The sequence below is a fragment of the Mesorhizobium sp. L-8-10 genome (assembly GCF_016756635.1).
Taxonomy (GTDB): domain Bacteria; phylum Pseudomonadota; class Alphaproteobacteria; order Rhizobiales; family Rhizobiaceae.
In genome coordinates, this window is the sequence record NZ_AP023263.1 from 3280796 (window position 1) to 3305866 (window position 25071).

Here is a 25071-nt window from a genome sequence, read left to right on the forward strand (position 1 = left end):
TATAAAGACGATTTGGCAGATATGACAAGTCCTGCAGCTTCCATCGCGTTGCTGATTTGACAGAGATGTCGGACTTGATCCCCTAATCCGCACATGGTGCCGCCGGGAGGAAGCGACGCTCATTCGACGACGGGCTTGCCGGTCCGACGGTGTGAGCGCTGCGGCTGCCGCAACATGGGAGGAAGCATGCCGACGTTGCATGAGATGTTCGATGTACGAGGCAAGTCGGTCATCGTGACCGGTGGCGCGAGCGGCATCGGACGTGCCTACGCCGAGGTGATGGCGGATAACGGCGCGCGCGTCTGCATCTTCGACATAGACGCAAAAGGTCTCGAAGCGGTCGTCACCGGGATGGTGGCCCGCGGCGGCGATGTCTGGGGCCAAGCCCTGGACGTGGCCGACCGCGGCCGGATGGCGGCGGCATTCGACACGGTGGCGGACCGGCATGGACGCATCGACGTGGTCTTTGCCAATGCCGGCATCGACGCCGGGCCCGGGTTCCTGTCGACCGAGGGGCAGCGGCTTCCGGAGGGCGCCATCGACGCGCTCGACGACCACCACTGGGATCAGGTGATCGAGGTCAACCTCACCTCCGTCTACACGACCGTCAAGCATGCGGCGCGCCACATGAAGTACAGCGGTGGCGGCCGCATCATCGTCACCTCGTCGATCGCCGCACAGATCAACGAGGCGATCGTCGGCACGCCCTACATGCCGGCCAAGGCAGGGGTGGATCACTTCGTCCGCCAGATGGCGATGGAGCTCGGCGCCTACGGCATCCTGATAAACTGCATCTCGCCCGGGCCCTTCATGACCAACATCGCGGGCGGGCGTCTGAAGATCCCAGCCGACCGTCGGGCCTTCGAGGGGCAATCCCTGATCGGCCGGATCGGCGACACCGAGGATATCAAGGGCCTCGCGCTTTACCTCGCATCGCCCTGCTCATCCTACATGACCGGCAGCCAGATCGTGATCGATGGGGGGGCGATGCTCCGATTCAGATAGCGGCATCGAGGCGCCAGGGAGGTTCGGCGCTCCGGGGACGAGAAGACAATAATCAAGGGAGGAAATCATGTTGAAACTGAAGGATCATTCCGCACGGCCGTCGCGCCGGACGGTTCTGAAGGGATTGGGTGCGGGTCTTGCCGCCTCGACGCTCGGCAGGCCGATGGTGGCGCGCGCCCAGACCGCGGGCACGATCAAGGTGGGTTTCGTCACCCCGTCCACCGGCCCGCTCGCACTGTTTGGCGAAACCGACGGCTGGGCAGTCGGCAAGATCAAAGAGTTGCTGAAGGACGGGCTCGAAACCTCGACGGGGCGCTACGATGTCGAGATCCTGGTTCGTGACGGCCAGTCCGACCCCAACAAGGCGGCGCAAGTGTCAGGGGACCTCATCCTGAACGAAGAGGTGCACCTGCTTCTGCCGGCATCGACGACCGACACCGTGAGCCCGGCGGCGGACCAGGCGGAACTCTACGAATGCCCGTGCATCTCCACCGGGGCGCCGTGGCAGGCGATCATCTTCCCGCGCGGCGGCAAGGACAAGCCGTTCAAGTGGACCTACCACTTCTTCTGGGGTCTGGACGAGGCGCTGAACACCTTCGTCGGCCTGTGGGACACCATCGAGACGAACCGCAAGGTGGGTATGCTGTTCCCGCAGAACGCCGATGGCGAGACCTGGGGCAACAATGACTACGGCCTGCCGGCGCCCACGCAGAAGGCCGGCTTCGAGATCGTGGTGCCCGGTTTCTTCCAGCCGCGCACCAACGACTACACGGCCCAGATCAACGCTTTCAAGGAGGCGGGCTGCGACATCGTGGGCGGCATTACCTATCCGGCCGACTTCAAGACCTTCGTCAACCAGTGCGCCCAGCAAGGCTACAAGCCGAAGGCCATGACGGTCGCGGCCGCGCTGCTCTTCCCGTCCGGCATCCAGGCGCTGGGGCCGCTCGGCGACGGCATGTCGTCGGAAGTCTGGTGGACGCCGGCCTTCCCGTTCAAGTCGACCCTGACCGGCCAGGCCAGCCGAGATATTGCCGATCTGTGGGAAAGCGAGACCAAGAAGCAGTGGACGCAGCCGCTGGGCTACAGCCACGCCATCTGGGAAGTGGCGCTCGACGTGCTGAAGCGGTCAGCCAACCCGCTCGACCGCGCAGCCAATCTCGAGGCGATCGTGGCCACCAATCTCGACACGCTGATCGGCAACGTCAATTTCGCCAAAGGTCCGCACGCCAACGTCTCCACGACGCCAATCTTCGGAGGGCAGTGGGTGACGGGAGAGAATTGGCCCTACGACCTGAAGATCGTGGACAACAGCGTCAACAAGCTCTTCGAGCCCGAACAGAAGATGAAACTCATGCCCTGGTCGGCATAAGGCCGGGGAAGGAGGATGGTCGACAGCGCATTGCTCGAAGCGCGGGAGCTGAGCAAGTCGTTCGGAGCGGTGCGCGTGCTCCACGACGTCAGCTTCGAGGTCCGCGCAGGCGAAGTCCTGGGCATACTCGGTCCGAACGGGGCGGGGAAGACGACGCTGTTCAATCTGATCAGCGGCGATCACAGGGTCGACCGGGGCGAGCTCGTCTTTGCCGGTCATCCGCTTGGCCGTCAGCCGCCCTACCGTCGCTGCCAGATGGGAATCGGCCGCACCTACCAGATCCCGCGTCCCTATGTCGGGCTGACGACATTCGAGAACCTGCTCGTCGCCGCCTCTTTTGGCGGCGGGCGGTCCGAAACCGCGAGCTACGCGTCGTGTTCGCAAATCCTGCGCGACTGCGAACTGCGCGACAAGGCCAACCGCTCGGCAGGCTCGCTGACGCTGCTCGACCGCAAGCGGCTGGAGCTGGCGCGCGCGCTGGCCTCCAATCCCAAGCTCCTGCTTCTGGACGAGATCGCCGGCGGCCTGACCGACGAGGAGGGCAAGGCGCTGGTCGGCCTGATCCGGCGCATCCGCGACCGCGGTGTGACCATCGTCTGGATCGAGCACGTCCTGCATGCCGTGCTTGCCGTTGCCGACCGGATGATGGTGCTGAACTTCGGCGAGAAGATCGCCGAGGGCAAGCCGCAGGACGTCGTCAACAGTGCCGAGGTCAGGCGCGTCTACATGGGTATCGAGGCATGAGTGCGGCATTGCTCTCCACGCATGGCCTTGTCGCCCGCTACGGGGACTTCCAGGCGCTCCATGGAGTGGATTTCGAGATCGCCGCGGGCGAGGTCGTGGCGTTGATCGGAGCCAACGGCGCCGGCAAGTCGACGCTGCTCAGGTCGATCATCGGGCTGCTGCGGGTCGCGCCCGAGATGGTGCGCCTCGACGGGCGCCACGTCGGCGGGGCACAGCCGCATCGGATGGTGGCGGATGGTGTCGCCATCGTGCCCGAAGGCCGCCGCCTGTTCACCGGCATGTCGGTGGAGGACAATCTGCGGGTGGCCATCGACCATGCCGCCTCCAGCCTGCGCGAGGGAGGCTGGACACTGGAGCGGGTGTTCGGCCTGTTCCCGATCCTGGGGGAGAAGCGGTCCACGCTGGTGCAGTCGCTGTCGGGCGGACAACAGCAGATGGTGGCGATCGGCCGGGCGCTGCTCAACCAGCCCCGCCTGCTCCTGTGCGACGAGATCAGCCTCGGGCTCGCGCCCAAGGTCGTGCGCGAGATCTACCAGTCCATCCCGTCGATCTCGCGGAACGGAACCGCCATCGTGCTGGTCGAGCAGGATGTCGGGCTCGCCCAGTCCGCCTCGGACAGGCTCTACTGCATGCTCGAGGGCCGTATCACCCTGACGGGCCGCTCCAAGGAGATCCGCCGGGAGGCGATCGGCGAAGCCTATTTCGGAGCGTCCCATGCAGTGGCTTGACGGGCTCGTGCAGGGCATATTGCTCGGCGGTCTCTACGCCCAGTACGCACTCGGCATGGCGCTGATGTTCGGGGTGATGCGGATCGTCAACATCACCCATGGCGACCTGATGATCCTGCTGGCCCTGATCGGGATCAGCCTTGCGGCAACGTTCTCGCTCGGGCCATGGACGGTGCTGGTGATACTCGTGGCGCTTGGCGCTGTCCTTGGCCTGCTCCTGCAGCGTGTCGTCCTGAACCGGGTGGTCGGCTCCGATCCCTTGCCATCGCTGATCGCCACGTTCGGCCTGTCGGTGGCGCTGCAGAACGCCATGCTGCAGGTCTGGTCGGCCGATACCCGCTCGCTTGGAGGAGCGAGCGACATCGCGCAGGCCTCCGTCCAGGTCGGCCCGCTGTTCGTCGGCGTGCTGCCGGTCATCGTCCTCGTCACGGCGACGGTCTTGACGGGCGGTCTCGATGCCGCTCTGCGATACAGCAAATTCGGCCGCTCGCTGCGCGCGGCCGCTGCCGACGTCGATGCTGCGGCCATGACCGGCGTGAACCCAAAGAGGGTCTATGCCGGAGCGACAGCGGTGGCGGTCGCGATCCTCGGCTTCGCCGCGGTGTTCCAGTCGATGCGGGCGACCGTCGCTCCCGCCGACGGGCCGTTCCAGCTGATCTATGCCTTCGAAGCAGTGATCATCGGCGGCATGGGCTCGATCTGGGGGGCTTTCATCGGGGCGATGGTGCTCGGCGTCAGCCAGTCCGTCGGATTCCGCATCGATCCGGGCTTCGGCATTCTCGCCGGGCATCTCGTTTTCCTGATTGTTCTCGCCTTGCGACCGCAAGGCCTGCTGGGGAAGGAATGAGACCGTGAAAGAGGCGCTCGTGGTGAAAGAGGCGCTTGTGGCCGCCCCTGTCGACGCGGCGGAGATGCCGTCGGTCCGCGTCCAGCGGCAGACGACTTCGGGCATGATCGCGATGCTGATCGGCGTCGGCGTCCTGATCACCATCGTATCGATGCCCTGGTGGGCGAGCCAGGGCCTGATCCGGAGCGTGGTCGAGCTCTGCTGCTACATCGCGGTGGCGCAGATGTGGAACCTGCTCGCCGGCTATGCCGGGCTGGTCTCCGTCGGGCAGCAGGCCTTCGTCGGCGTCGCCGCTTACATGATGTTCGTGCTCGCCCAGCTCTTAGGGATCAATCCATTCGCGGCGGTGCTTCTGTGCCTGATCGCCCCGGTGGTGTTGGCGATCCCCACCTATGGCCTGCTGCACCGGCTCGACGGACCCTACTTCGCGATCGGCACATGGGTGATCGCCGAGGTGATGCGGCTCGCCACCTCCGTCTTCACCTACGTAAATGCCGGCGCCGGGATGAGCCTGCGCGTGATGACCAGCTACTCCGCCGACGAGCGTGCGATCGGCGTGTCGTTGCTGACGGCGCTGATGCTGCTCGTCACCTTCGGCGGCAGCTATCTGCTGCTGCGCTCGCGCTACGGCCTGGCGCTGACCGCCATCCGCGACAATCCCGTCGCGGCGGCAAGCCAGGGCGTCAATGTCGGGCGACTGCGCTTTCTCATCTGGATCGGCGCGGCTGCCGGCACCGGGCTTGCCGGCGCCATCTACTTCATGGCGCAACTGCGCATAACGCCGCCCTCGGCCTACGACCCGAACTGGGCGAACATTTCGATCTTCATCGTGATGGTCGGCGGACTGGGATCCCTGGAAGGGGTGCTGATCGGCGCGCTCATCTATTTCTTCGCCGACAGATGGTTCGGCGAATACGGGGCCACCTATCTCGTCGTGCTCGGTCTTCTCACCCTGTTCATGGCGCTGTTCGCGCGGGGCGGGGTCTGGGGCCTGATCTGCAGGCTGGTCGACGCCCCGTGGTTCCCGACGCGACGCACGCTCATGGAGGATCGGCGATGAAGGCAGCTGTCTTCGAAGGCGCAGGCCGGCCGCTGCGCATAGGCGACCTCGGCATCCCCGAACCGGCCGAGGACGAGGTGCTGATCCGGATCGCGGCATGCGGCATCTGCGGATCGGACCTGCACATGACCGAAGATCCCGCGACCTTCTGGGTTGGCGAAGGTTTCGTGCTCGGCCACGAGTTCGCCGGCGAGGTCGTGCGCTGCGGCAACGAGGTGAATGGGCTGAGGCCCGGCGATCGCGTGGCCGTCGCACCCATGCGGGGCTGCGGCCGCTGCGACAGCTGCCGTCGCGGCGAGCCGGCCTGGTGCCCCGACATGCGGCTGATCGGCGGTGGTTATGCCGAATTCGCAACCGTTGCCGCGCGCCAGTGTTGCGCGCTTCCAGACGACCTGCCGCTGGTGGAAGGTGCGCTGGCCGAGCCGGTCGCGGTCGGCCTCCACGCGGTCATGCGCTCGGGGCTCGAGCCGGGGGACACCGTGCTCGTCCTCGGCGCCGGGCCGATCGGGCTGCTCGTCGCGTTCTGGGCGCGGCGGCTTGGTGCCCGGCATGTCGTCGTCGCCGACATCAATCGTCACCAGGAGGGGAGGGCGTTGGCGATAGGCGCCACGGGATTCGCCCTTTCCGGTCCCGGTCTCGCGGCCGAATTCCAGGATCAGACGGGGGTGCTGCCCGATATCGTCTTCGAATGCGTGGGCAAGCGGGGGCTGATCGACTTCGCGTGCCGGCTCGTGCGGGTGCATGGGACCGTCGTCGGGGTGGGCCTGTGCGTCGGCGGCGACGAATGGGACCCCTTCGCGGCGCTTTCGAAAGAGATCCAGGTCGTCTTCGCCGCCTTCTTCGGGATGTCCGAATTCGAAATGGCTCTCGAAGCGCTCGGCCCCGGAAAGTTCCGGCCGCAGGCGCTCATCACCGGACGGATCGGCTTCGGAGAGGTTCCGGAGACCTTCGAGGCGCTCAGGCGCCGCACGACCCAATGCAAGGTGCTGATCACGGCCGACGCCGGCTGATCGGCTGATATGGGAGGACATGATGGATTTCGAAACGCTGGTCTTCGACATCGATGGCGTGCGCACGGCGGTGAAAGCGATCGGCAGTGGGCCGGCCGTGCTGGCGCTGCATGGCGCGGCCACCCTCGAGGGGCATGAGTGGGCGCGCGGCCTGGCCGACCGCTTCCGCGTCTATCTGCCGTTCCATCCGGGGTTCGGCGAGAGCGCCGCGGCGCCGCACATCGCGGGCATGCAGGACATGATCGTCCACAATCTGCGCCTGGTCGCAGCGCTCGGCCTCGACCGCCCGCATCTGGTCGGCCACTCGATGGGTGGCTGGATGGCCGCCGAAATGGCAGCCGTCGCGGGCGAGCGCTTCGGGCGGCTGGTGCTCAACGCGCCGGCGGGGCTCAACCACCCGGACCATCCCGCCACGGACCTCGCCGCGATCGGCCCCGAGGCGCTCCCCGGATACCTCGCCCACAATGTGGATGTGGCGCTGCGCTACTTCCCCGGCGGCTCGCATTGCCCGCCGCTCGAGGAATTCGTCGCCGCCCGCGACAAGGAGGGCAAGGCCCTGGAGCGGATCCTGACGGTCCACGGCATGGGTCATCCCAATCTCGGCCGCTGGCTGAGCCGCATCCCCAACGAGACGCTGGTCGTCTGGGGCGACAGGGACCGCCTGCTGCCGGCCTCGCAGATGCCGATCTGGGTGGAAAAGATTCCGAACGCCCGTGCGCTGGCCATTCCCGGCGTCGGCCATTTCGCCATGCAGGAAGACCCCAGGACGGTGATCGCGATCGGCGACTTCCTGGCGGGCTAGTCGCCGGCAATCGATCGTTACCGACCGGAGGCGGCGGGCGCCGCGCGGCCAGATACCCAAGGAACAGATATCCCAAGGAGGAGAATGCCATGAACATGACGATGCGACCGGGACAGGGCTACTGGGGAACGAAGACCGATTTCGCGTCCCTGCTGGAACATGTGCGCAAGATCGGTCCGATCCTCGAAGAGAATGCGGAGGAGAACGACAGGCTCGGCCGGCTGAACGAGGCCACCTTCGCCGCGTTGAAGCCGCTGCGCATGTCGCACATCTTCGCCGAAGAGAAGATCGGCGGGGCACAGCTCTCTCCGACACAGGGGCTGGAGCTGATCGAAGCCATCACCTATCACAGCGGCGGCGCCGGCTGGGTGTCGATGGTGCACGCCTGCATCGGTGCGATGTCGGCGGCGTTCCTGCCCGACAGCGCGATCGCCGACCTCTATGCGCCGGGCACGGAGAACCGCTTCTCCGGACAGGGCACGCCCACCGGCATGCTGAAGAAGGTCGACGGCGGTTACCTGCTCAACGGCAAATGGTCCTATGCGAGCGGCATCCATCACGCCACCTTCACCCACTCCGCGGCCCTTCTCGACGACGGCACCGGACAGCCGGCCAAGGATGAGAACGGCGATGTGATCGTGCTGTGCGCCCACGCACCGGTCGAAAAGCACGAGCTCTTGGGCAACTGGGATGTGCTGGGCCTCAACGCGACGGGCAGCATCGACTATGGCGCAAAAGATGTGTTCATCCCCGACGACATGGTGTTCCCTATCCTGACGGCGCAGCCGGAGCGCCTGAAGGAGTTCTTCAGTCTCGGCGTCGTCGGTCTCGCGGCCATCGGTCACTCCGGCTGGGCGATCGGCGCATCGCGCCGCATCCTGGATGAGATCGCCAAATTCGCGCGCGGCAAGACCGGGCGTTCCGGCCTGCTCGGCGAAAGCGACAAGTTCTGGTTCGACTTCGGCCGCGCCGAGGCGCGGGTGCGCGCGGCCCGCGCCCTCCTGTTCGAGGTCTGGCGCGATGTCGAGGCCTCGATCGAAAGCGGCAACCGCGCTTCGACACGGCAGATCAGCCTCATTCACCTGGCCAAGTCCGAGGTGCACGAAGCCGGCGTCGACGCCTGTCATTTCGTCTATCGCGCGGCCGGCGGCGCTTCGCTGAGAAGAGGCATCATGCAGCGGATCTATCGGGAAATGCTGACGGCAGCCAACCACTTCACGATCAATCCCAATATCGTAAGCGCAGCCGGCCGCGACATCGGCGGCCTATGGAGCGACCGCACTTGGCAGTTCTACGATCTTATCGAGAAGAAGTGACAATGCGCCCGAACCGGCAGGAGCGGGCCGCCTCGGCGGCCCAGGAAAGCGATGCAATGGATTCCGCCGCGGCGACAGCCAAGGCATTCCTCGCCGCTTTCCGCCACCACCCGGCGGGCGCTGCGATCATCACCGGCGATCCGGGCGACGGCCCGGTCGCGCTCACCATCAGTTCGCTGATCTCCGTCGGTGTCGAGCCACCGACGGTCGCGTTCTCGCTGTCCGAAGCGTCGTCCAGCGCGAAGGCCCTGGCGCGGTGCGAGACGGTCGTCGTGCATTTTGTCCGGCGAGGGAACATGCAGCTTGCCAGGCTCTGCGCCACGAGCGGCACCGACCGCTTCGGTCCCGAGGTGTCGTGGACGCGCCTCGCGACGGGGGAGCCCTGCTATCCGCAGATGGATTTGCGGTTCCGCGCCGCGCTTCGCGGGCGGCTCGCCGCGCCGGGCGCATTGGTCGTCACCGCCGAATTTCTGTCGGTTTCAGCCGGCGACCGCGAGCCGGAAGAGGACGAGACGCTGGTCTACGCCAATCGTGCCTGGCATGGGCTGCGTCCGCTCGCCGATGTGGTCAGGGCGCCGCTCATGCTGTGGCCATCCGATTCGGCAACGTTCTGACGGATCATCGTGTTCAGCCGAGGCACGACTTGATCGTCGAGGGTCTTACGGCCGCAATCGCCCCGGCAATCTCTGTTCGGCAAAGCCGCTTGTGCCGTATCGAAGACGCCGCGCCCGGTGCCAAGCGCCCAGGAGTTCAGTCTTGCCTTCCAGAAGCCAACGCCAATCTGCCCGGAAGCTCCGCCGCGCACCCGAGGCTCCCCTGAAGGACGTTTTTGCGCTGCCGGACCGCTTCAGAAGCGACAATTGCCTGCCTTTTCCGGCGGCCGGCGTCACTCCTTGTCGCGCTCAGGGCGTTGTTCAAGCGCCGGTCCGGGCGGAAAGCGCAGCCCTGGCACCCTGTTGTGCACCCGCTCGGACGCCTCCGACAGCGTCGCCCCCATCCAACACCACCCCGCATCTATCAAACATCGCCTGCGCCATGGGAACCGACCACACCGTCACTCAGACCGGACGGATGTTCTGGTTGTGGTGGAAGATGTTGTCAGGGTCGTAGGCGGCCTTCACGTCCGCCAGCCGGTCGTAGACGGAGTCGCCATACGCCTCGCGGACCCGGTCCGGGTCTTCGTCGCCGCCGAGGAAGTTGACGTAGACGCCTTCCCGGAAGCGTCCGAGGGCTGCGAAGAATCCCCTCGTCCAGGCAATGTCCCGGTCGCCGAAGTCCTCGCCTGGCCGCCACACTGCGTCGAGGGTGATTGCGTGCGACGCCTGGCGGTTCCCGAACGCCGTCTTGCCCTCGGCCACCCGGCTCACCGCTCCCTTCAGATGGAACATCGCCACGTACGACCGCGGCGACGAACAGGAGAATGCATGCCCGGCGATCTCGTCGATGAGGTCGTCGCGGAGTTCGGGGAGGTGGGTGGACTTCCAGTAGTAGTTCCAACCGTGCACGACAGTCGAGTCGATCGCGCTTTGGAATTCCGCGTAAGGCGTGGGCCCGACCAGGTCGAGGAGGGGAGTGCGGGACGCACGGAGCGGGCGGAGCGCCTGCTCGCCATCCTCGATCGGTCCGGCGTAGCAGCTGCCCACCATCACCACAGGGCGCCAGTGCAGATTCTCGGGGATGACCGGCAGCGGCGGCGCGGCGCCGAACCTCACGACCGTGCCGAGTTCGTCGGGAGCGTCGCGGATGAAGTCGCGATAGAAGCGCAGGATCTCCCCGGCGTCGGTCGCGTCCCAGAGGATAGGCCCCGCCAGAACGGTGGGACCGACGGAGTGGAGGCGGAACTCGAAAGAGGTGACCACGCCGAAGTTGCCGCCGCCGCCTCGCAACGCCCAGAACAGATCGGGGTGCTCGTCCTCGGACGCTCGCAGCAGATCGCCGTCGGCCGTTACGACCTCGACGGCGAGCAGGTTGTCGACTGTAAGGCCGTGCTTGCGCATCAGCCAGCCGACGCCACCGCCGAGGGTGAGACCGGCGACACCGGTGTGGCTCACGATTCCGCCGGTGGTGGCCAGACCGTGCGCCTGCGTCTCGCGGTCGACGTCGCTCCAAAGCGCACCACCCTGCACCCAGGCGCTACGGTCGGCGGGGTCGACCCGCACGCCCCGCATCGGTGAGAGGTCAATGACGATCCCGTCGTCGCAAATGGCGGTGCCCGCCACGTTGTGGCCTCCGCCCCGTATGGCGATCTCCAGATCGTTGTCGCGGGCAAAACGCACCGCCGCGACCACGTCGGCAGCCCCGATGCATCGGGCGATCAGGCGCGGGCGCCGGTCGATGGCACCGTTCCAGACTGCACGGGCGCTGTCGTAATCGGCGTGGCCGGCACTGATCAGCCGGCCTCGGAACCCGTCGATCTCCACGACGGTCGGCCCCTTGGTCCCGTGGCCGACTTCCACGATTATCGGAGTCATCACCGTGTCCTCCTTTTTCGACGGCCACATCGGACCACGGAGGCCCGCCGCCGTATAGTCAAGAATCTGGACTTCAAAGCCGACGGCGAGTGTGGGACACTGGCGTCATGAGGACGTACGGCCAGTACTGCCCCATCGCCCGCGGCGCCGAGATTTTCGCCGAGCGCTGGACACCGCTGATCATCCGAAACCTGTATCTCGGCTGCGGAAGCTTCAGTGAGATCCTGGAGGGCGCGCCCGGACTGTCCCGTACGCTGCTCTCCCAGCGACTTAAGCAGCTCGAATGGATCGGCGTCGTCGAGTCGGCGCCCAAGCCCGACGGGCGCGGGCACCACTACGAACTCACGTCGGCGGGCCACGACCTCTTCACGGTCTGCCAGTCGCTCGGCGAGTGGGGTGCTCGTTGGCTGGAGATCGCCCCCCAGCACCTCGACCCCTTTGTGGCCCTGTGGTCGATGTGCAACGCGCTCCGCCGGGACCGGCTCCCGGAGCGACGCGTCGTCATCCGCTTCGACTTCACCGGCCGCCCGCGCCGTGAGCGCTATTGGCTACTCATCGAGCTTGGAGACACCGAGATCTGCAAGACATATCCTGGCTTCGACGAGGACCTCTACATCACGGCGGAAGCCGAAGCCTTCGTCAAATGGCACGCCGGCCAGCTTAGTTGGGCCCAGGCCATCCGCGAGGACCGTATCCAGCTCCACGGCGACCTGTCGCTGGCAAGAGCCTTCCCGACCTGGAACGCCCGCAGCATGTTCGCCCACATCACGCCTGTCTCCCGCATCGCCACGAACCCCGCTGGCTGACATCCCGGATGCCGCCTTCATTGCGGCACCGCACCGCTGCCGAACCAAACCACTCGCCTGAAATTCACAATAGTTCGGCGAACGTCCCAAGACCTCCAGTACTTTGTCATTGGCTCGATGATCGAAGATGACAGAATCGGGTCGATCCGTCATCTCCAGCGGCTCGGCTCAAACGATGTCGTGCGCCGCGAGCCTGCCGAGGCGCGGCGCCAGGATCACCCCGGGGTGGGCGACCAGCACGTAGAGCCCCTCGACCTCAGGAAGAAACTTCCGGAGGGGCAAGCCGTCGCCGGTCATGGGGCGAAACGCGCCGGTGACGGAAAGCAGGCGCGGTTCCGGACACGGCGCAAACAGGCTGGCGATCTTCGCGGCCGTTCGCTTCGCAAGCGGGAGAAGTCCCGCCTCTCCCTCTTCAGGATAATCGGCGGCCGAGACCAGGCCGCCCGAGAGGCCCGGGCGAAGCTCCAGTTCTCCATCGTAGAGGAGATGGCGCGCCAGCCCCGCATCGGACGCGAAGCGCATCAGCACCGCCGGAGCTTCGCTGATCGGCAGCGTGATCCCAAGTGACGCCACGAGCGGAAGGGCTGCGCCTCCATTGGCCAGGACCACCGTATCGGCGGCAACAATCTCGCCCTCGGCATGGACGCCGGCGACGCGCCCTCCGCGCATCTCGACGGCTTCGACTGCGACCGAGCATCGAAGCAGCGCTCCGGCGGCCCGGGCTCCCGCGAGAAGCTGGCGGGTCAAGTCGGCCGGCTCCACTGCAAAATCGTCAGGCGCCCAGGCGGCGAGCGCCGGGGGCGCGGCCAGGCGAGGCTCGAGTTCGGCGATCTGCGCGCGGTCCAGCAATTCCATGCGCACGCCCGCGGCTTGCTGCTCCGCAACCAGTTCTGCCGTTTCCTCGTCGATGTCGCGCCAAACGACAGCGCCCCGGGCCGCGATCGGCAAGGGACCCAGTTCGTCTGCCAGCCGCGCAAATTCGCGCACAGCCTCCATTTCCAGGGAGAAACAGGCGGGATCACTGGATGGCAACCCACTGCTCGTGCCGACCCAACCATAAGACCAGCGCGTGACACCCGCGGCAGCCTCCGGTCGCTTTTCCAGCACCGTCACATCGGCGCCCGCTCGCGCCAGGTGCCAGGCCGCAGAGGCACCCAGAATGCCACCACCCACTATGACGACACGCGGTCCGGTTTTCATGTATCCCCCAACCAATGAGTCTGGCGTGTGGAGTGGAAGGCAGCCTCCATCACCATAGCCGGCGGGCCGCCAACTCTCCAGGAGGTCGCAACGGCCGCAGACCCCGCCCGGTCCCGTTCCGGCGGCCGACGAGAATGAGTTGGTGGCGACATGTCCGGAACGTCAAGGGTTCCGACTTCGTTTCAAACGGGACACAGGCGCTACGCTGCAGGCAGTACAGATCGGCGATGCCCAGCCAGGCGCCGGAAAAGTGGACGGAGGAAAACGATGACCATGACACGCAAGGATGTCGTCTCGGTTCTTGGCCCTGTGGACGAGGCAACGATTACAGAGATTATCTCGACGGGGGCTTCGGTGGAGGAACTGAGAGAGGCATGGGCCTGGGCATTCGGCGACGAGGCATTGATGAGCGAGGGGCGGCCGCTGCCGGGAACCCGGGTGGCCTCCTTGATCGACCTCATAGAACCGGAGGAAGAAACAGCGGACCGATCATGATCGGGCCGCCTCGGACCACTGGATCGCGCCCCCCAATCGCCGCCCGCAAGGTCGAGCGGTGAGGGGGCAGCCCCGATGTACGCTTGAGGCCGCGCCGCCCTGCGAAACAAAGCGGTGAAGATGACGAACTGGCCGCCGATGGCATGTAGGCGTCGGGTTCCGGCCTGGCCCGCAGAGCCGACCGCGCGGGCCTTCTGGTGCCATTTCGCGACCATGTCGAGCCGGCGCTGTTGACGGTCGTTTGCGGCGGCATCTCCGCCTACTGCCCGGCACGGCTGTCCGGCAGAATCCCGGCAGGGCCTGTGCACAAAGACTGCAGCATCCCGGAGAGACACGGGCCGGTCGAAAAGAGCTGCGCGGCCATTTCCGGATCCGGCGGATAGAGGCCATCGGCGATCCGGCGGTGTTGCCCGCGTGCCATGCCGACATGGCGATCGGCATTCGGGGGCGATCGGCATTCGGGGGCGATCGGCATTCGGGGGCGATCGGCATTCGGGCGGCCTTGCAATCCTGGATTTCTCGACCGCGCGTTCCCCATATGGGGGATGCCGGGCCCCGGCACACTTCCTACACAGGCCGCAGTCAAGCGATCCTGGCGGGGAAGAAATCAAGATGGCGAACAATATTCAAGGCACTCCCGGTGACGACGTCCTGGTCGGCACTTCGGCAGATGACGTGATCCTTGGCCTCCAAGGCGAGGATGTCATCTCCGGCGGTGAGGGCAACGACACGCTCGACGGAGGCTCCGGCACCGATGACGACCACAATGATCTGTACGACATTCTCGATTACATGCAGGACGGCGGCTCGCAGGGGGTTGTCGTCGATCTGGCCGCCGGAACCGCGACCGACAGCTATGGCGACACCGATACGATCACCGAATTCGAAGGCGTGGTCGACACGAACCTCGCCGACACGATCATCGGATCCGACAACGACGAGAGTTACTTCGCAAATGGCGGCGCCGACTTCATTGATGGTGCCGGAGGGTTCGACGAACTGAACTATCACCTCGCCGATCAATATGGCGGCAACGCCGTCGGCATCGTCGTGACCTTCAACAACGACATGTCCGGAATTGGCGGCGGTACGGTTGTCGACCCGTTTGGCGATACCGACACCTTCGCAAATATCGAGGCAATTCGCGGCACGCGATACGCAGACACCATGACAGGCGGGCTGGGAGACCAGAGGTTCCGCGGGTTGGACGGCGCCGATGTAATCGACGGCGGCAGCGACTACGATACGGTCGACTATCGGCGCGACGCGAATTACGGCGGCCTCAACGGTATCGACGCCGATCTGGAGGACGTCGACGGCGAGGGCTTCGGCCGTATCCTGGACGGGTTCGGAGCGGAGGACCGCGTCAGGAACATCGAGCAGATCCGCGGCTCGGAATTCGGCGACGCGATTCGCGGCGATGCCGGGGCGAATGATTTTCGCGGCGAGGGCGGAAACGATCTCCTCGATGGTCGGGATGGTGACGACCTTCTGCGAGGTGGCGCAGGCGACGATATTCTTGCAGGCGGTCGCGGATTCGACTTCATCGCCGGCGGTGAAGGCATGGATGTGCTGGTGCTGCAGGGCAGCAGCTACGACTATTCGATCACGTCCAATGGTGACGGGACCTACACGGTCACGGACCATGGCGGCAATGGCGACGATCAGGATGTCGTCTCGGAGATCGAACTCGTCGAATTCAGCAACGGTTCGATCGCGTTCGGCCTGCTTGCGGGCATCGAAGGCCTGCACGGCACCGAAGCCGACGACAACCCGCTGACCGGAACGGCCAATGTTGATGCCCTGTTCGGCCATGCCGGCAATGACGCTATCTACGGCATGGAGGACGAGGATGTCATCGCCGGCGGCGCGGGCGACGACATCATAGACGGAGGCTCGGGCACAAGCGATGACGAGAATGGCGCCTACGACGCCGTCGACTACATGCAGGATGCTGCCGAAGGGGGCACTCAGGGCGTCGTGGTCAATCTCGCGACCGGGGTGGCGACCGATCCCTTCGGCGACACCGATACGCTGATCGAGATCGAGCGGGTCTTTGGCACGAACTTCGCAGATTCGATCACAGGTTCCGACCAGGACGAGCTCTTCGACCCCCATGGCGGTGCTGATACCATCGATGGCGGCGACGGCTGGGACGAAGTGACTTACCATCACTCGCAATGGCATGGCGGGACCGGCGGCATCACGGTGACCTTCGACGACGGCACTGCCAATACCACCGACGGGTCGATCGTGGACCCGTATGGCGACGTCGACCACTTCACCAATATCGAAGCGGTGCGCGGCACGAACCAGGTCGATGTGATGACCGGCGGGCTTGGCACGCAGAGGTTCCGTGCCCTGGCCGGCGCCGACGTGCTCGACGGCGGCGCCGACGTCGACATACTCGATTACAGGCGTGATATCAACACGGGCGGGGAAGAGGGAATCGACGCGGATCTCGAGGACATCGACGCCGAAGGCTATGCCCGCATCAAGGACGGTTTCGGCGACTATGACCGTGTGAGGAACATCGAGCAGATCAGGGGCACCGGGTTCGACGATGCGATCCGGGGTGACGGCATAGACAATCTCCTGCAGGGCGAAGGGGGAGCCGATTTCCTCAGCGGCCGTCATGGCGACGACGTGCTCCACGGCGGCCTCGGCGACGATGTGCTGGTGGGGGGATCAGGTGCGGATGTGCTGGATGGCGGCACAGGTGCTGACATTGCGGATTATGCCGGCTCGAATTCCGCCGTGACCGTCAACCTGACGACCGGATCCGGGGTTGGCGGGGATGCGGCTGGAGACACGCTCATTGCCATCGAACAGGTCGTCGGCTCCGCCTTTGATGACACGCTGGCGGGCGATGGTGCCGCAAATGTGCTCGATGGATCCGGCGGCAACGATTTGCTGAACGGCGGGGCTGGCATCGACCAGATGTCCGGCGGCCTCGGCGACGACCGCTTTTATGTCGACAGCGCGAGCGACAGGGTGTTCGAGGCATCCGGACAGGGCAACGACGCCGTCTACGCCTGGGTGAACTATACCCTGGCCGCCGGCCAGCATGTGGAGACGCTCGCGACGGCCTCTCTTGCCGGCACCGGCACGATCAATCTCGCCGGCAACGAGCGTTCGCAGCGTGTCATCGGCAACAACGGCAACAACAGCCTCTACGGCAATGCCGGCAACGACCAGCTCTACGGCTATGGCGGCAACGATTTGCTGAACGGCGGGGCTGGCGTCGACCAGATGTCCGGCGGCCTCGGCGACGACCGCTTTTATGTCGACAGCGCGAGCGACAGGGTGTTCGAGGCATCCGGACAGGGCAACGACGCCGTCTACGCCTGGGTGAACTATACCCTGGCCGCCGGCCAGCATGTGGAGACGCTCGCGACGACCTCTCTTGCCGGCACCGGCACGATCGATCTCGCCGGCAACGAGCGTTCGCAGCGTGTCATCGGCAACAACGGCAACAACAGCCTCTACGGCAATGCCGGCAACGACCAGCTCTACGGCTATGGCGGCAACGATTTGCTGAACGGCGGGGCTGGCGTCGACCAGATGTCCGGCGGCCTCGGCGACGACCGCTTTTATGTCGACAGCGCGAGCGACAGGGTGTTCGAGGCATCCGGACAGGGCAACGACGCCGTCTACGCCTGGGTGAACTATACCCTGGCCGCCGGCCAGCATGTGGAGACGCTCGCGACGGCCTCTCTTGCCGGCACCGGCACGATCAATCTCGCCGGCAACGAGCGTTCGCAGCGTGTCATCGGCAACAACGGCAACAACAGCCTCTACGGCAATGCCGGCAACGACCAGCTCTACGGCTATGGCGGCAACGATTTGCTGAACGGCGGGGCTGGCGTCGACCAGATGTCCGGCGGCCTCGGCGACGACCGCTTTTATGTCGACAGCGCGAGCGACAGGGTGTTCGAGGCATCCGGACAGGGCAACGACGCCGTCTACGCCTGGGTGAGCTATACCCTGGCCGCCGGCCAGCATGTGGAGACGCTCGCGACGACCTCTCTTGCCGGCACCGGCACGATCGATCTCGCCGGCAACGAGCGTTCGCAGCGTGTCATCGGCAACAACGGCAACAACAGCCTCTACGGCAATGCCGGCAACGATCAGCTCTACGGCTATGGCGGCAACGACACCCTGGTCGGCGGCACGGGCAACGACACGCTGACCGGTGGGGCGGGCAACGACTATTTCGTCTTCAACACCGCGCTCACCGCTGCGCCCAATGTCGACCGGATCACCGACTTCAACATTGCCGCCGACACGATCCGTCTGGACAATGCGGTGATGCCGGGGCTGGGCTCCGGAACCGGCACGCTTGCTGCAGGCAAGTTCTGGAAAAGCACCAGCGGGCTCGCGCATGACGCGGATGACCGCATCATCTATGAGACCGACACCGGCAGGTTGTTCTACGACAGCAACGGGAGTGCTGCGGGAGGCTCCGTCCACTTCGCCACGCTCGCGCCGAACCTTGGCCTAACGCATGCGGATTTCCAGGTGATTTGAACTCCCAGGTGACCTGGATCGGGCAAGGCCGGCGCTACCGCAGCCGCAGGAACAGGAACCTTTCTGCCGATCGGAACAGATCCTTCCGGCTGCGGCAGTTCGTCCTGGCCAGGACGGACCCCATTTGCTGGCGCATGGCATCGTCTTGACCCGCGGGCATCCCGAAAGACTGGCGGCGAGCAGCCGAACGATGGCTGACGAAATGCTTCATGTCACCTGCGCTCGATCAAGTACCAGGTGGCCATTCGGCCTTTTCCCTTGACGTCGACCGCGCCGCGCGGTTCGAGAACAAACTCGTCGTTGAGGCGCGCGCAGGCGTCCTGTGACACCTGGATCCTGCCGGCTTCACCGGTGGATTCCATGCGCGAAGCCACGTTCACCGTGTCTCCCCAGACATCGTAGAATATCTTGCGTGTCCCAACGACGCCCGCAACGACCGGACCGCAGGCCATGCCGATGCGGATCGGTACGTTGCGGCCATGCGGATCGCGGAACTCCGCTGCCGTGTCGCGCATTGCCAGCGCAAAATCCGCCAACGCCTGCGCATGGTCGGGCCGAGCTTCCGGCACGCCGCTCACGACCATATAGGCGTCGCCTGTCGTCTTGATCTTTTCCAGCCCGTGACTTTCGACCAGCCGGTCGAACCTGGTGAACACGTCGTTGAGGAATTGCACGAGGTCCTCGGGCAACGTGTCGCCGGCCCGCTCCGTAAACCCGGCCATGTCGGCGAACAGGACGGATGCCGCGTCGTGCCTGTCGGCAATCACGAGGCCATCGCCGGCCTTCAGGCGCTCGGCGATGGAGCCGGGAAGGATGTTGTGGAGCAGTGTTTCGGACCGCTGGTATTCGCGCTCTGCCGTTGCCTCGGCGCGGGCCGTGTCGCGCAGCGCGTAGAAGACGATCGCAAAGAGGATGGCGCAGGTCGCGCTGGTGCCGGCGATCAGGCTGGCAACGACCTGCGATCGCGGCTGAAGGCCGGTATCGGCCGGCACCAGCAAGTCGGTGCCGATGATGAGCACGGGGGCGAGCACCCCGAAGATGCCGCAGATTACCTTGTGCTCGACGCCCACCACGACGATCATGACCGCCATCAGCGCCAGATACTGGATCGGCATGCCGGTATCCGTCCCGACCATGCTGCAAATGATGAAGATCGCCGCGTTGGCGACGACGCCGACGGTAAGCGGCCCGACGAGCGCACCGAAGCGATGCAGCAATGGAACAGTGGCCAGGATGATCGCGACCACTGCGTTGGCGGTTCCGACGATGAGGAGGTCAGGCGCGCCACTGGCGAAGAAGCTTGCCGCGAAGCCGGCCGTCAGAACCGTGGCCATGAATGCGGCGATGTTGAGCACCCGTAGCCGCCGGGCGATCTCTTCGGGGTAGTCGCTCGTGCCGTAGCCGATGACAGAGAGCAGGCGCATATCGGGCACCTCGCCGGATTGACGACACGATCTTGAGCTTCGTGAGTCGTTCCAGCAACCGTCAAAAAGTCTCTCTGGTGGTCGGTGGTGGGAAGACGAACCATTCAAGAAGGATCGATTGAAGGCAAAGATACAATCGTTGGCTGCTACTGGCTGAGCTAGCCTGGCTTTCTCAGCTTGCTCTTTTCAACCTAAACCGCCCCAGTTGAGAAAGTTGGGCTGGGAAGACCTCGTCTCGGGTGGTTCGGTATTTGGCTGCGGCGGCCTGTGAATCGGACAACCCGGCCAAGCGATAAGATGGCGATTCACCGTCCGTCCAAGCTGCATCCGGCCATCGACCGACCGTTGGTCGCCTGCGTGTGTGGACAGCGCAGGCGACGATTGGTCGGGACGTGCACGAGCCCTAAGTCAGCGGGTGACGACGCCGGTCAAGCTGAGAACGAGAAGCACGCTCGAGGCGATGATGGAGACGAGGCCAATGATTGCGAACACGTTTTGCCACCAAGTGTTGCGCAACTCCCCGAGCAGCTTGTTGTTGGCCATTAGCACCAACAGGATGCCCAGCAGCGGCGCAACCAGGACCGTCATCGCCTGAGCGAAGATAATAAGCTGGATGCGCGAGCCCGGTGCGAAAGCGACGACGGCCAGGCCGAAGGTCAGGATGATGCCGACCAGCAGCTTTGTCCGGAGCATGTCGAAGCTGCCGCCCCAGCCCAGCCCGTCCGAAAGCAGCGTTCCACCCGCTGTCGCGTTGGCCAGCATGGACGAGAAGGCCGCGCCGAAAAAGCCGAGGATGAAAATCGTCGATCCGACCGGACCAGCGAACGGCTCGAACACGTTGGCAAGCTGGGCAAGGTTCTGCGCGCGTTCGCCCGTGTGGCCCAGCACGGCGGCCGCCACCATGATGACAAGCGCGGTCATGATGCCTGGCGCGACGATGCCCGGAATGGTGTCGGTGATCGTCGTGTCGCGATAGCGGCTGGCCGTGGTCTTGCGGGTCCTCGTCGCGTAGCTGGTGAAGAACGCGGCATTGATCGAGAAGTTAGTGCCGACGAGTGCGATCAGAAGGATTTCGCTGCCAACTGGGAGACTCGGCAAGGTGCCGGCGAGACCGGCACCCCAATCCGGCCTTGCCATGAAGGCGCTGCCGATGAAGCCGAAGGCCATCATCGCCACCATGGCAAGCAGGATGCGCTCCACCATGCGGTAGACGTTGCGTACGAGCAGGATGAAGGCGACGGCGAGCGTGCAGACCAGTGTCCACATCACCGCGGAACCGCCGAACAGCATCGACAGCGCAAGGCCCGACCCGGCGGCGTTGCCGACCGAGAAGCAAAGCGTGATGAAGAAGACGCTGACGCCCGCCAGGACGCCGATCGGCTTGCCGAGCGTCTGTTTGATCGTGCCGATCATGGTACTCGGGGCGGCGATGCCGACGCGTACGCTCATGTCGGTGAAGAAGATCATCAGAACCGTGGAAACGACGATGACCCAAATGAGGGCGTAGCCGAAAGCGCTGCCTGCTTCGATCGCGGACGCCAGATTTCCGGGCCCGAACTGCCACGCGCCGACGACGAAGGCTGGGCCGATCAGAGCGAGCTTGCTCAGGAGTCTGGTCGAACGAGCTTGGTCGTCATGGGCGACGGAAGCGTTAGTCATGACCGGACCGGTCGAACTGGTGTTTTGCATATGCGCGTCCTCCTTCACGCACTGCCATCCCCGATCCTGCGGGGAGTGGCAGCCTCCATACGGTTTGATCGCAGCCAAAGGGAGGCGATCAGTGATGTCCAGTTTGTTCCTCCGAAGCTCCGGTGTTTTGCCGGGGCACGACGGGGCGATGCTTCCGCGCCATTGCAGCGCGGAAGAGCTTGAGGTCACTCGGCAGCGAGCAAATCTGCTTTGACCTGGCCGATGCCGGCCGCGTCGAAGGCCGCGAAGATTTCGCTCTCGGCCTTCTCGCCCAGGTTCTTCAGCGGCTCCCGGATCGTCGCGTGGTCGAGCAGGCCGCGCTTGACGAGACCGAGCTTGAGGGCAACGGTCCCCTCCATATGCGAGCCACGGTGATAGACCGCCTTGGTGACCGGAAGCAGGCGCTCGAAAATCTTGCGAGCTTCGGGATAATCCTGCGCCTTGCCGGCCCTGATGAGATCGACCAGCAGTTCCGGGGCGATGTTGCCGTAGCCGACGAGCAGGCCCTCGACGTCGAACATGGTCGGCAGCAGCCATTCGTCATGGCAGCTCAGTACCTGGAGATTGGGATTCGCCTTCTTCAACTCCGGGATCTCGACGTACCAACGCTTCATGTTGCGCACGCCGTTCTTGGTGGCGACGACGCCGTCCTGGGTCGCGATCTCAAGCTGGGTGTCGAGGTCATAGGAGGCCTTGGTAGCATCCGGATACTGGAAGAGGATGCACTGCAGGCCCGATTCTTCCCAGATCGCCTTGTAGCGGGACTGGGGCGCGCCCTTCTGGAAGCCGAAGCGCAGCCAGCCGTGATTGGGATAGACGAGTGCGCCGGTCGCGCCGGCGGCCTTGCACTTCTTCGCCTCGGTGGCGGCGACCTTCGTGCCTTCGCCGGTGATGCCGGCGATGATCGGAACCGCGCCGTCAACGGCCTCGACATAGGTCCTGATCAGCGCGAGCCGCTCCTCCTCCGTCAGGAAGGTGCCTTCGCCGGCATGACCGAGAATAACGAGGCTCTTCACCCCTTCGATGGATACGAGCCAACGGGCGAGACGGGCGTTGGCGGCATGGTCGACTTCACCGTCGCGGGTGAAGGCGGTGACGGGGGCGGGGCTAAGGCCGCGCAGGTCCATGGCGTTCATTTTGTTCTCCTCCAGGAGCAATAAGAGCTAGGGAACGATACTGGGAACGTTCCCAAATTTACATTGCCGGAAGGACGAGTCAAGGACTAAAATGCATCGCTGTGAAACGGAGAGTCCGCTTGCCTGCTTCTGGTTCAAAACGCCGCGTCTTAGGACGTGTGACCATTCTCGACATCGCCAAGGCCACCGGCATTTCCAAATCGAGCGTGTCGAGGTTCCTGGACGACCGGCTTCCGCCCTCCGACAGCGAGGCGGCGAGGCTCGTTCGACGCACCGCCGAGGAACTCGGCTATGTGCGCGACGTGTCCGCCGCCAGCCTGCGGCGCGGCACCACGGGGATGATCGGAGTCATCGTGCCCCGGCTGACCGATACCGTGATGGCGATGCTATACGAAGCCCTCGCGCGCGCAGCCCAACGTACTGGTAGGTTCACCATCGTCGCCACTACCGAGGACGAACCCGAAGCCGACCGCCGCGCGGCCGCCATGCTGCTTGCCCGGGGTGTCGATGGTCTCGTGCTGTCGACGACACGGTCAGGCGATCGTTTTGCAGATGACTTGAAGGAACGTGGCGTTCCGTTTGTCTTGGCCTTGCGGACGGACGGCAGGAGTCCGTCGTCGGTCGGCGACGACAGGCTTGGCGGCTATCTCGCCACACGCCATCTAATCGACCTCGGCCACCGGCGCATCGGCCTCATCGCCGGGCCGGCCTATGCATCAAGCGCGGCGGGGCGTGTTGCCGGCTATCGTTCGGCGATGGAAGAGGCCGGCATCGGCATAGACCCGCGCTGGATCGTCCAGTCCACTTTCGGCATCGACGCCGGCCATCAGGCGGCCACGACACTGATGAAACTCACCGATCGCCCGACCGCAATCTTCGCAGTCAACGACAACACTGCGATCGGAGCCTTGTCAGCGCTGGCGCAGCTCGACTACTCGGTACCGGAAGACGTTTCGGTCGTAGGCTACAACGACATCCCCATCGTCAGCCACCTGCCAATGCCTTTGACATCCGTCCGTGTGCCGTTCGATCAGATCGCTACATCGACGCTCGAACTGCTGGTCGGCAAGAAGGAGCATTCGGAACCGGCGGTTCGCGTCGCTGCGCCGACCCTGATTCCCCGGCGGTCGACGGCACGGTGTTCGGGCTGACGGGCGGTCCCGACCAACTCCCAAAAAGGGCGTAGACAACAGGGCCCGTCCGTCGGAGCACAAGCCGCGAGGTGGAGGCGAAGCCATCGCGCAGGCCGACGGGAGCGCAGGTGCTACCATCAGCAGGAAATTTTCCTATTTGTTTCATTATGTTATATGATGGTGCTAGGAACCGGTGTTTGCTCTCGGGTCAGAGCGCATCCCAAGAAGGCGTAGGTTGACCCAGGCCAGATCTTCGAAACTTACCATACCTGCCATCGGAGGTTCTTGGCCTTCGCTCGAAAGCCCCGGCCATCCTCGCCGACATTTCACCGCTCCAATGACGACCGCGCGCCCTTCATGGTCTCGGACCAGGAATTCACGGATGTCCGGGTCAGCGGCTGAAACGGCGGCAAAAGGCAGCGGGGTGAGGAAGGTGATAGTCTCGCATAGGCCGTTCCTTCCGGATAGCGCTCGGATCGCGCGGCGTCGCCGCCCCTATTTCGGGTCATCGGGATGCCCTAGTTCGCAGAACCAGCCACCCAGATACCTGACGGAAGGCCGCTTCGGGTCAGGCGCCGGCGTCTTGGCCTCGACGGCGGCGCGAAATGGCTCCGCGCTGTCCTGCGGGATGAACCCGAGATGGTTCGCGCCGCTGTTGTCGACCGTCTTCACCTTGTTGTCGGAAATCCCGAACGAGATCGTATGGCCCACGCGTGGCGCGGTCAGCGATGCCTCGACCAGGCGCACGCAATCGGCAAAGGACAGATACGACCACAGCATTCGCCGATCGGCTGGTTCCGGGAAGGAAGAGAAGATGCGCAGGCACACCGTCTCGATGCCGAACTTGTCCCAGTAGAGGCGGCTGAGGCTCTCGACGAAGTTCTTCGAGACGCCGTAGAGGCTGTCGGGACGCACCGGCGCATCGACGCCGATATGCGCCTCGACCTCGTGATAGCCGACGGCGTGCACGGACGAGGCGTAGATCACCCGCTTGACGCCGTGTTTCCGCGCGCCTTCATAGATGTGATAGGAGCCGCGGATACTGGAATCCAGAATCGTCTGCCACGGGCTCTCGAGGGGCGCGCCGCCGAAGTGCACGATGGCGTCGCAGTCCTTGGCGGCGGCGACGGTGGCCTCCATGTCGGCCAGGTCGAAAACCGCCTCCTCCTCGTGCGGGGCGAGGTCATTGAAGGGCTCGCGTCCCGCAACGCGGATCCTGGAGGCCAGCGGCACCAGCCCTTTGCGCAGTTCCGAGCCGAGACGGCCCGCCGCGCCGGTGACCAGGATGCGTTCATAGTGAGGCATG

The 25071-nt window shown here is 65.0% G+C and carries 20 protein-coding genes; 14 read left to right on the top strand and 6 right to left on the bottom strand.

The features are described 5' to 3' along the window. Window positions 1-186: 186 nt before the first annotated feature. The 10 genes from JN280_RS15200 (at window position 187) to JN280_RS15245 (ending at window position 9495) form a co-directional block, all read left to right on the top strand. Window positions 187-1005, top strand: a complete 819-nt coding sequence (locus JN280_RS15200) for an SDR family NAD(P)-dependent oxidoreductase (protein WP_202313266.1) — start codon at window positions 187-189, stop codon at window positions 1003-1005. Between the two features lie 67 nt (window positions 1006-1072). Further along, entirely contained in the window at window positions 1073-2374 is a 1302-nt protein-coding gene (locus JN280_RS15205) for an ABC transporter substrate-binding protein (protein ID WP_202313268.1), read from the top strand. 15 nt (window positions 2375-2389) lie between these two features. Continuing rightward, entirely contained in the window at window positions 2390-3118 is a 729-nt protein-coding gene (locus tag JN280_RS15210) for an ABC transporter ATP-binding protein (RefSeq protein ID WP_202313270.1), read from the top strand. Then, window positions 3115-3846, top strand: coding sequence for an ABC transporter ATP-binding protein (locus JN280_RS15215; RefSeq protein ID WP_202313272.1), 732 nt, complete (start codon window positions 3115-3117; stop codon window positions 3844-3846). Before JN280_RS15210 ends, JN280_RS15215 begins: the two co-directional genes overlap by 4 nt. Beyond that, window positions 3833-4693, top strand: coding sequence for a branched-chain amino acid ABC transporter permease (locus JN280_RS15220; RefSeq protein ID WP_202313273.1), 861 nt, complete (start codon window positions 3833-3835; stop codon window positions 4691-4693). Before JN280_RS15215 ends, JN280_RS15220 begins: the two co-directional genes overlap by 14 nt. A 4-nt stretch (window positions 4694-4697) precedes the next feature. Next, complete coding sequence (locus JN280_RS15225; RefSeq protein ID WP_244743333.1) at window positions 4698-5753, top strand: branched-chain amino acid ABC transporter permease; 1056 nt, start codon at window positions 4698-4700, stop codon at window positions 5751-5753. Beyond that, entirely contained in the window at window positions 5750-6763 is a 1014-nt protein-coding gene (locus JN280_RS15230) for a zinc-dependent alcohol dehydrogenase (protein ID WP_202313274.1), read from the top strand. Before JN280_RS15225 ends, JN280_RS15230 begins: the two co-directional genes overlap by 4 nt. Before the next feature lie 22 nt (window positions 6764-6785). Continuing rightward, the gene (locus JN280_RS15235; protein ID WP_202313275.1) at window positions 6786-7565 is read left to right on the top strand and encodes an alpha/beta fold hydrolase; all 780 of its coding nucleotides are present in this window, start codon (window positions 6786-6788) and stop codon (window positions 7563-7565) included. An 89-nt stretch (window positions 7566-7654) separates the two neighbouring features. Next, window positions 7655-8881: an acyl-CoA dehydrogenase family protein gene (locus JN280_RS15240; RefSeq protein ID WP_202313276.1), complete on the top strand. Its 1227-nt coding sequence runs from the start codon at window positions 7655-7657 to the stop codon at window positions 8879-8881. A gap of 2 nt (window positions 8882-8883) precedes the next feature. Further along, window positions 8884-9495: a flavin reductase family protein gene (locus tag JN280_RS15245; RefSeq protein WP_202313277.1), complete on the top strand. Its 612-nt coding sequence runs from the start codon at window positions 8884-8886 to the stop codon at window positions 9493-9495. Window positions 9496-9939: 444 nt separating this feature from the next. On the opposite strand, the gene JN280_RS15250 is transcribed toward JN280_RS15245, so the two are convergent. Next, on the bottom strand, window positions 9940-11352 hold the full coding sequence (locus tag JN280_RS15250) for an FAD-binding oxidoreductase (protein ID WP_244743334.1): 1413 nt from the start codon (window positions 11350-11352) through the stop codon (window positions 9940-9942). Window positions 11353-11459: 107 nt separating this feature from the next. Between JN280_RS15250 and JN280_RS15255 the strand changes: the two genes are divergently transcribed. After that, entirely contained in the window at window positions 11460-12158 is a 699-nt protein-coding gene (locus JN280_RS15255; RefSeq protein WP_202313279.1) for a winged helix-turn-helix transcriptional regulator, read from the top strand. Between the two features lie 168 nt (window positions 12159-12326). Here JN280_RS15255 and JN280_RS15260 read toward each other — a convergent pair whose 3' ends face one another. After that, window positions 12327-13358, bottom strand: coding sequence for an NAD(P)/FAD-dependent oxidoreductase (locus JN280_RS15260; RefSeq protein WP_202313280.1), 1032 nt, complete (start codon window positions 13356-13358; stop codon window positions 12327-12329). 267 nt (window positions 13359-13625) lie between these two features. On the opposite strand from JN280_RS15260, the gene JN280_RS15265 reads away from it, so the two are divergent. Together JN280_RS15265 and JN280_RS39450 are read left to right on the top strand one after the other, a co-directional pair. After that, window positions 13626-13853 (top strand): hypothetical protein, encoded by a 228-nt coding sequence (locus JN280_RS15265; RefSeq protein WP_202313282.1) that lies wholly within the window; start codon window positions 13626-13628, stop codon window positions 13851-13853. A 612-nt stretch (window positions 13854-14465) separates the two neighbouring features. Beyond that, window positions 14466-18383: a beta strand repeat-containing protein gene (locus tag JN280_RS39450; RefSeq protein ID WP_274609082.1), complete on the top strand. Its 3918-nt coding sequence runs from the start codon at window positions 14466-14468 to the stop codon at window positions 18381-18383. Between the two features lie 212 nt (window positions 18384-18595). Here JN280_RS39450 and JN280_RS15300 read toward each other — a convergent pair whose 3' ends face one another. The 3 genes from JN280_RS15300 to JN280_RS15310 form a co-directional block, all read right to left on the bottom strand. Further along, complete coding sequence (locus tag JN280_RS15300) at window positions 18596-19807, bottom strand: adenylate/guanylate cyclase domain-containing protein (RefSeq protein ID WP_202313284.1); 1212 nt, start codon at window positions 19805-19807, stop codon at window positions 18596-18598. Between the two features lie 408 nt (window positions 19808-20215). After that, window positions 20216-21496, bottom strand: coding sequence for an Nramp family divalent metal transporter (locus JN280_RS15305; RefSeq protein ID WP_202313286.1), 1281 nt, complete (start codon window positions 21494-21496; stop codon window positions 20216-20218). Window positions 21497-21681: 185 nt separating this feature from the next. Beyond that, window positions 21682-22632 (bottom strand): dihydrodipicolinate synthase family protein, encoded by a 951-nt coding sequence (locus JN280_RS15310; protein WP_202313287.1) that lies wholly within the window; start codon window positions 22630-22632, stop codon window positions 21682-21684. Window positions 22633-22751: 119 nt separating this feature from the next. Between JN280_RS15310 and JN280_RS15315 the strand changes: the two genes are divergently transcribed. Further along, on the top strand, window positions 22752-23783 hold the full coding sequence (locus tag JN280_RS15315) for a LacI family DNA-binding transcriptional regulator (RefSeq protein ID WP_202313288.1): 1032 nt from the start codon (window positions 22752-22754) through the stop codon (window positions 23781-23783). Between the two features lie 477 nt (window positions 23784-24260). Here JN280_RS15315 and JN280_RS15320 read toward each other — a convergent pair whose 3' ends face one another. Continuing rightward, the gene (locus JN280_RS15320) at window positions 24261-25070 is read right to left on the bottom strand and encodes an NAD-dependent epimerase/dehydratase family protein (RefSeq protein WP_202313289.1); all 810 of its coding nucleotides are present in this window, start codon (window positions 25068-25070) and stop codon (window positions 24261-24263) included. Window position 25071 lies beyond the last annotated feature (1 nt).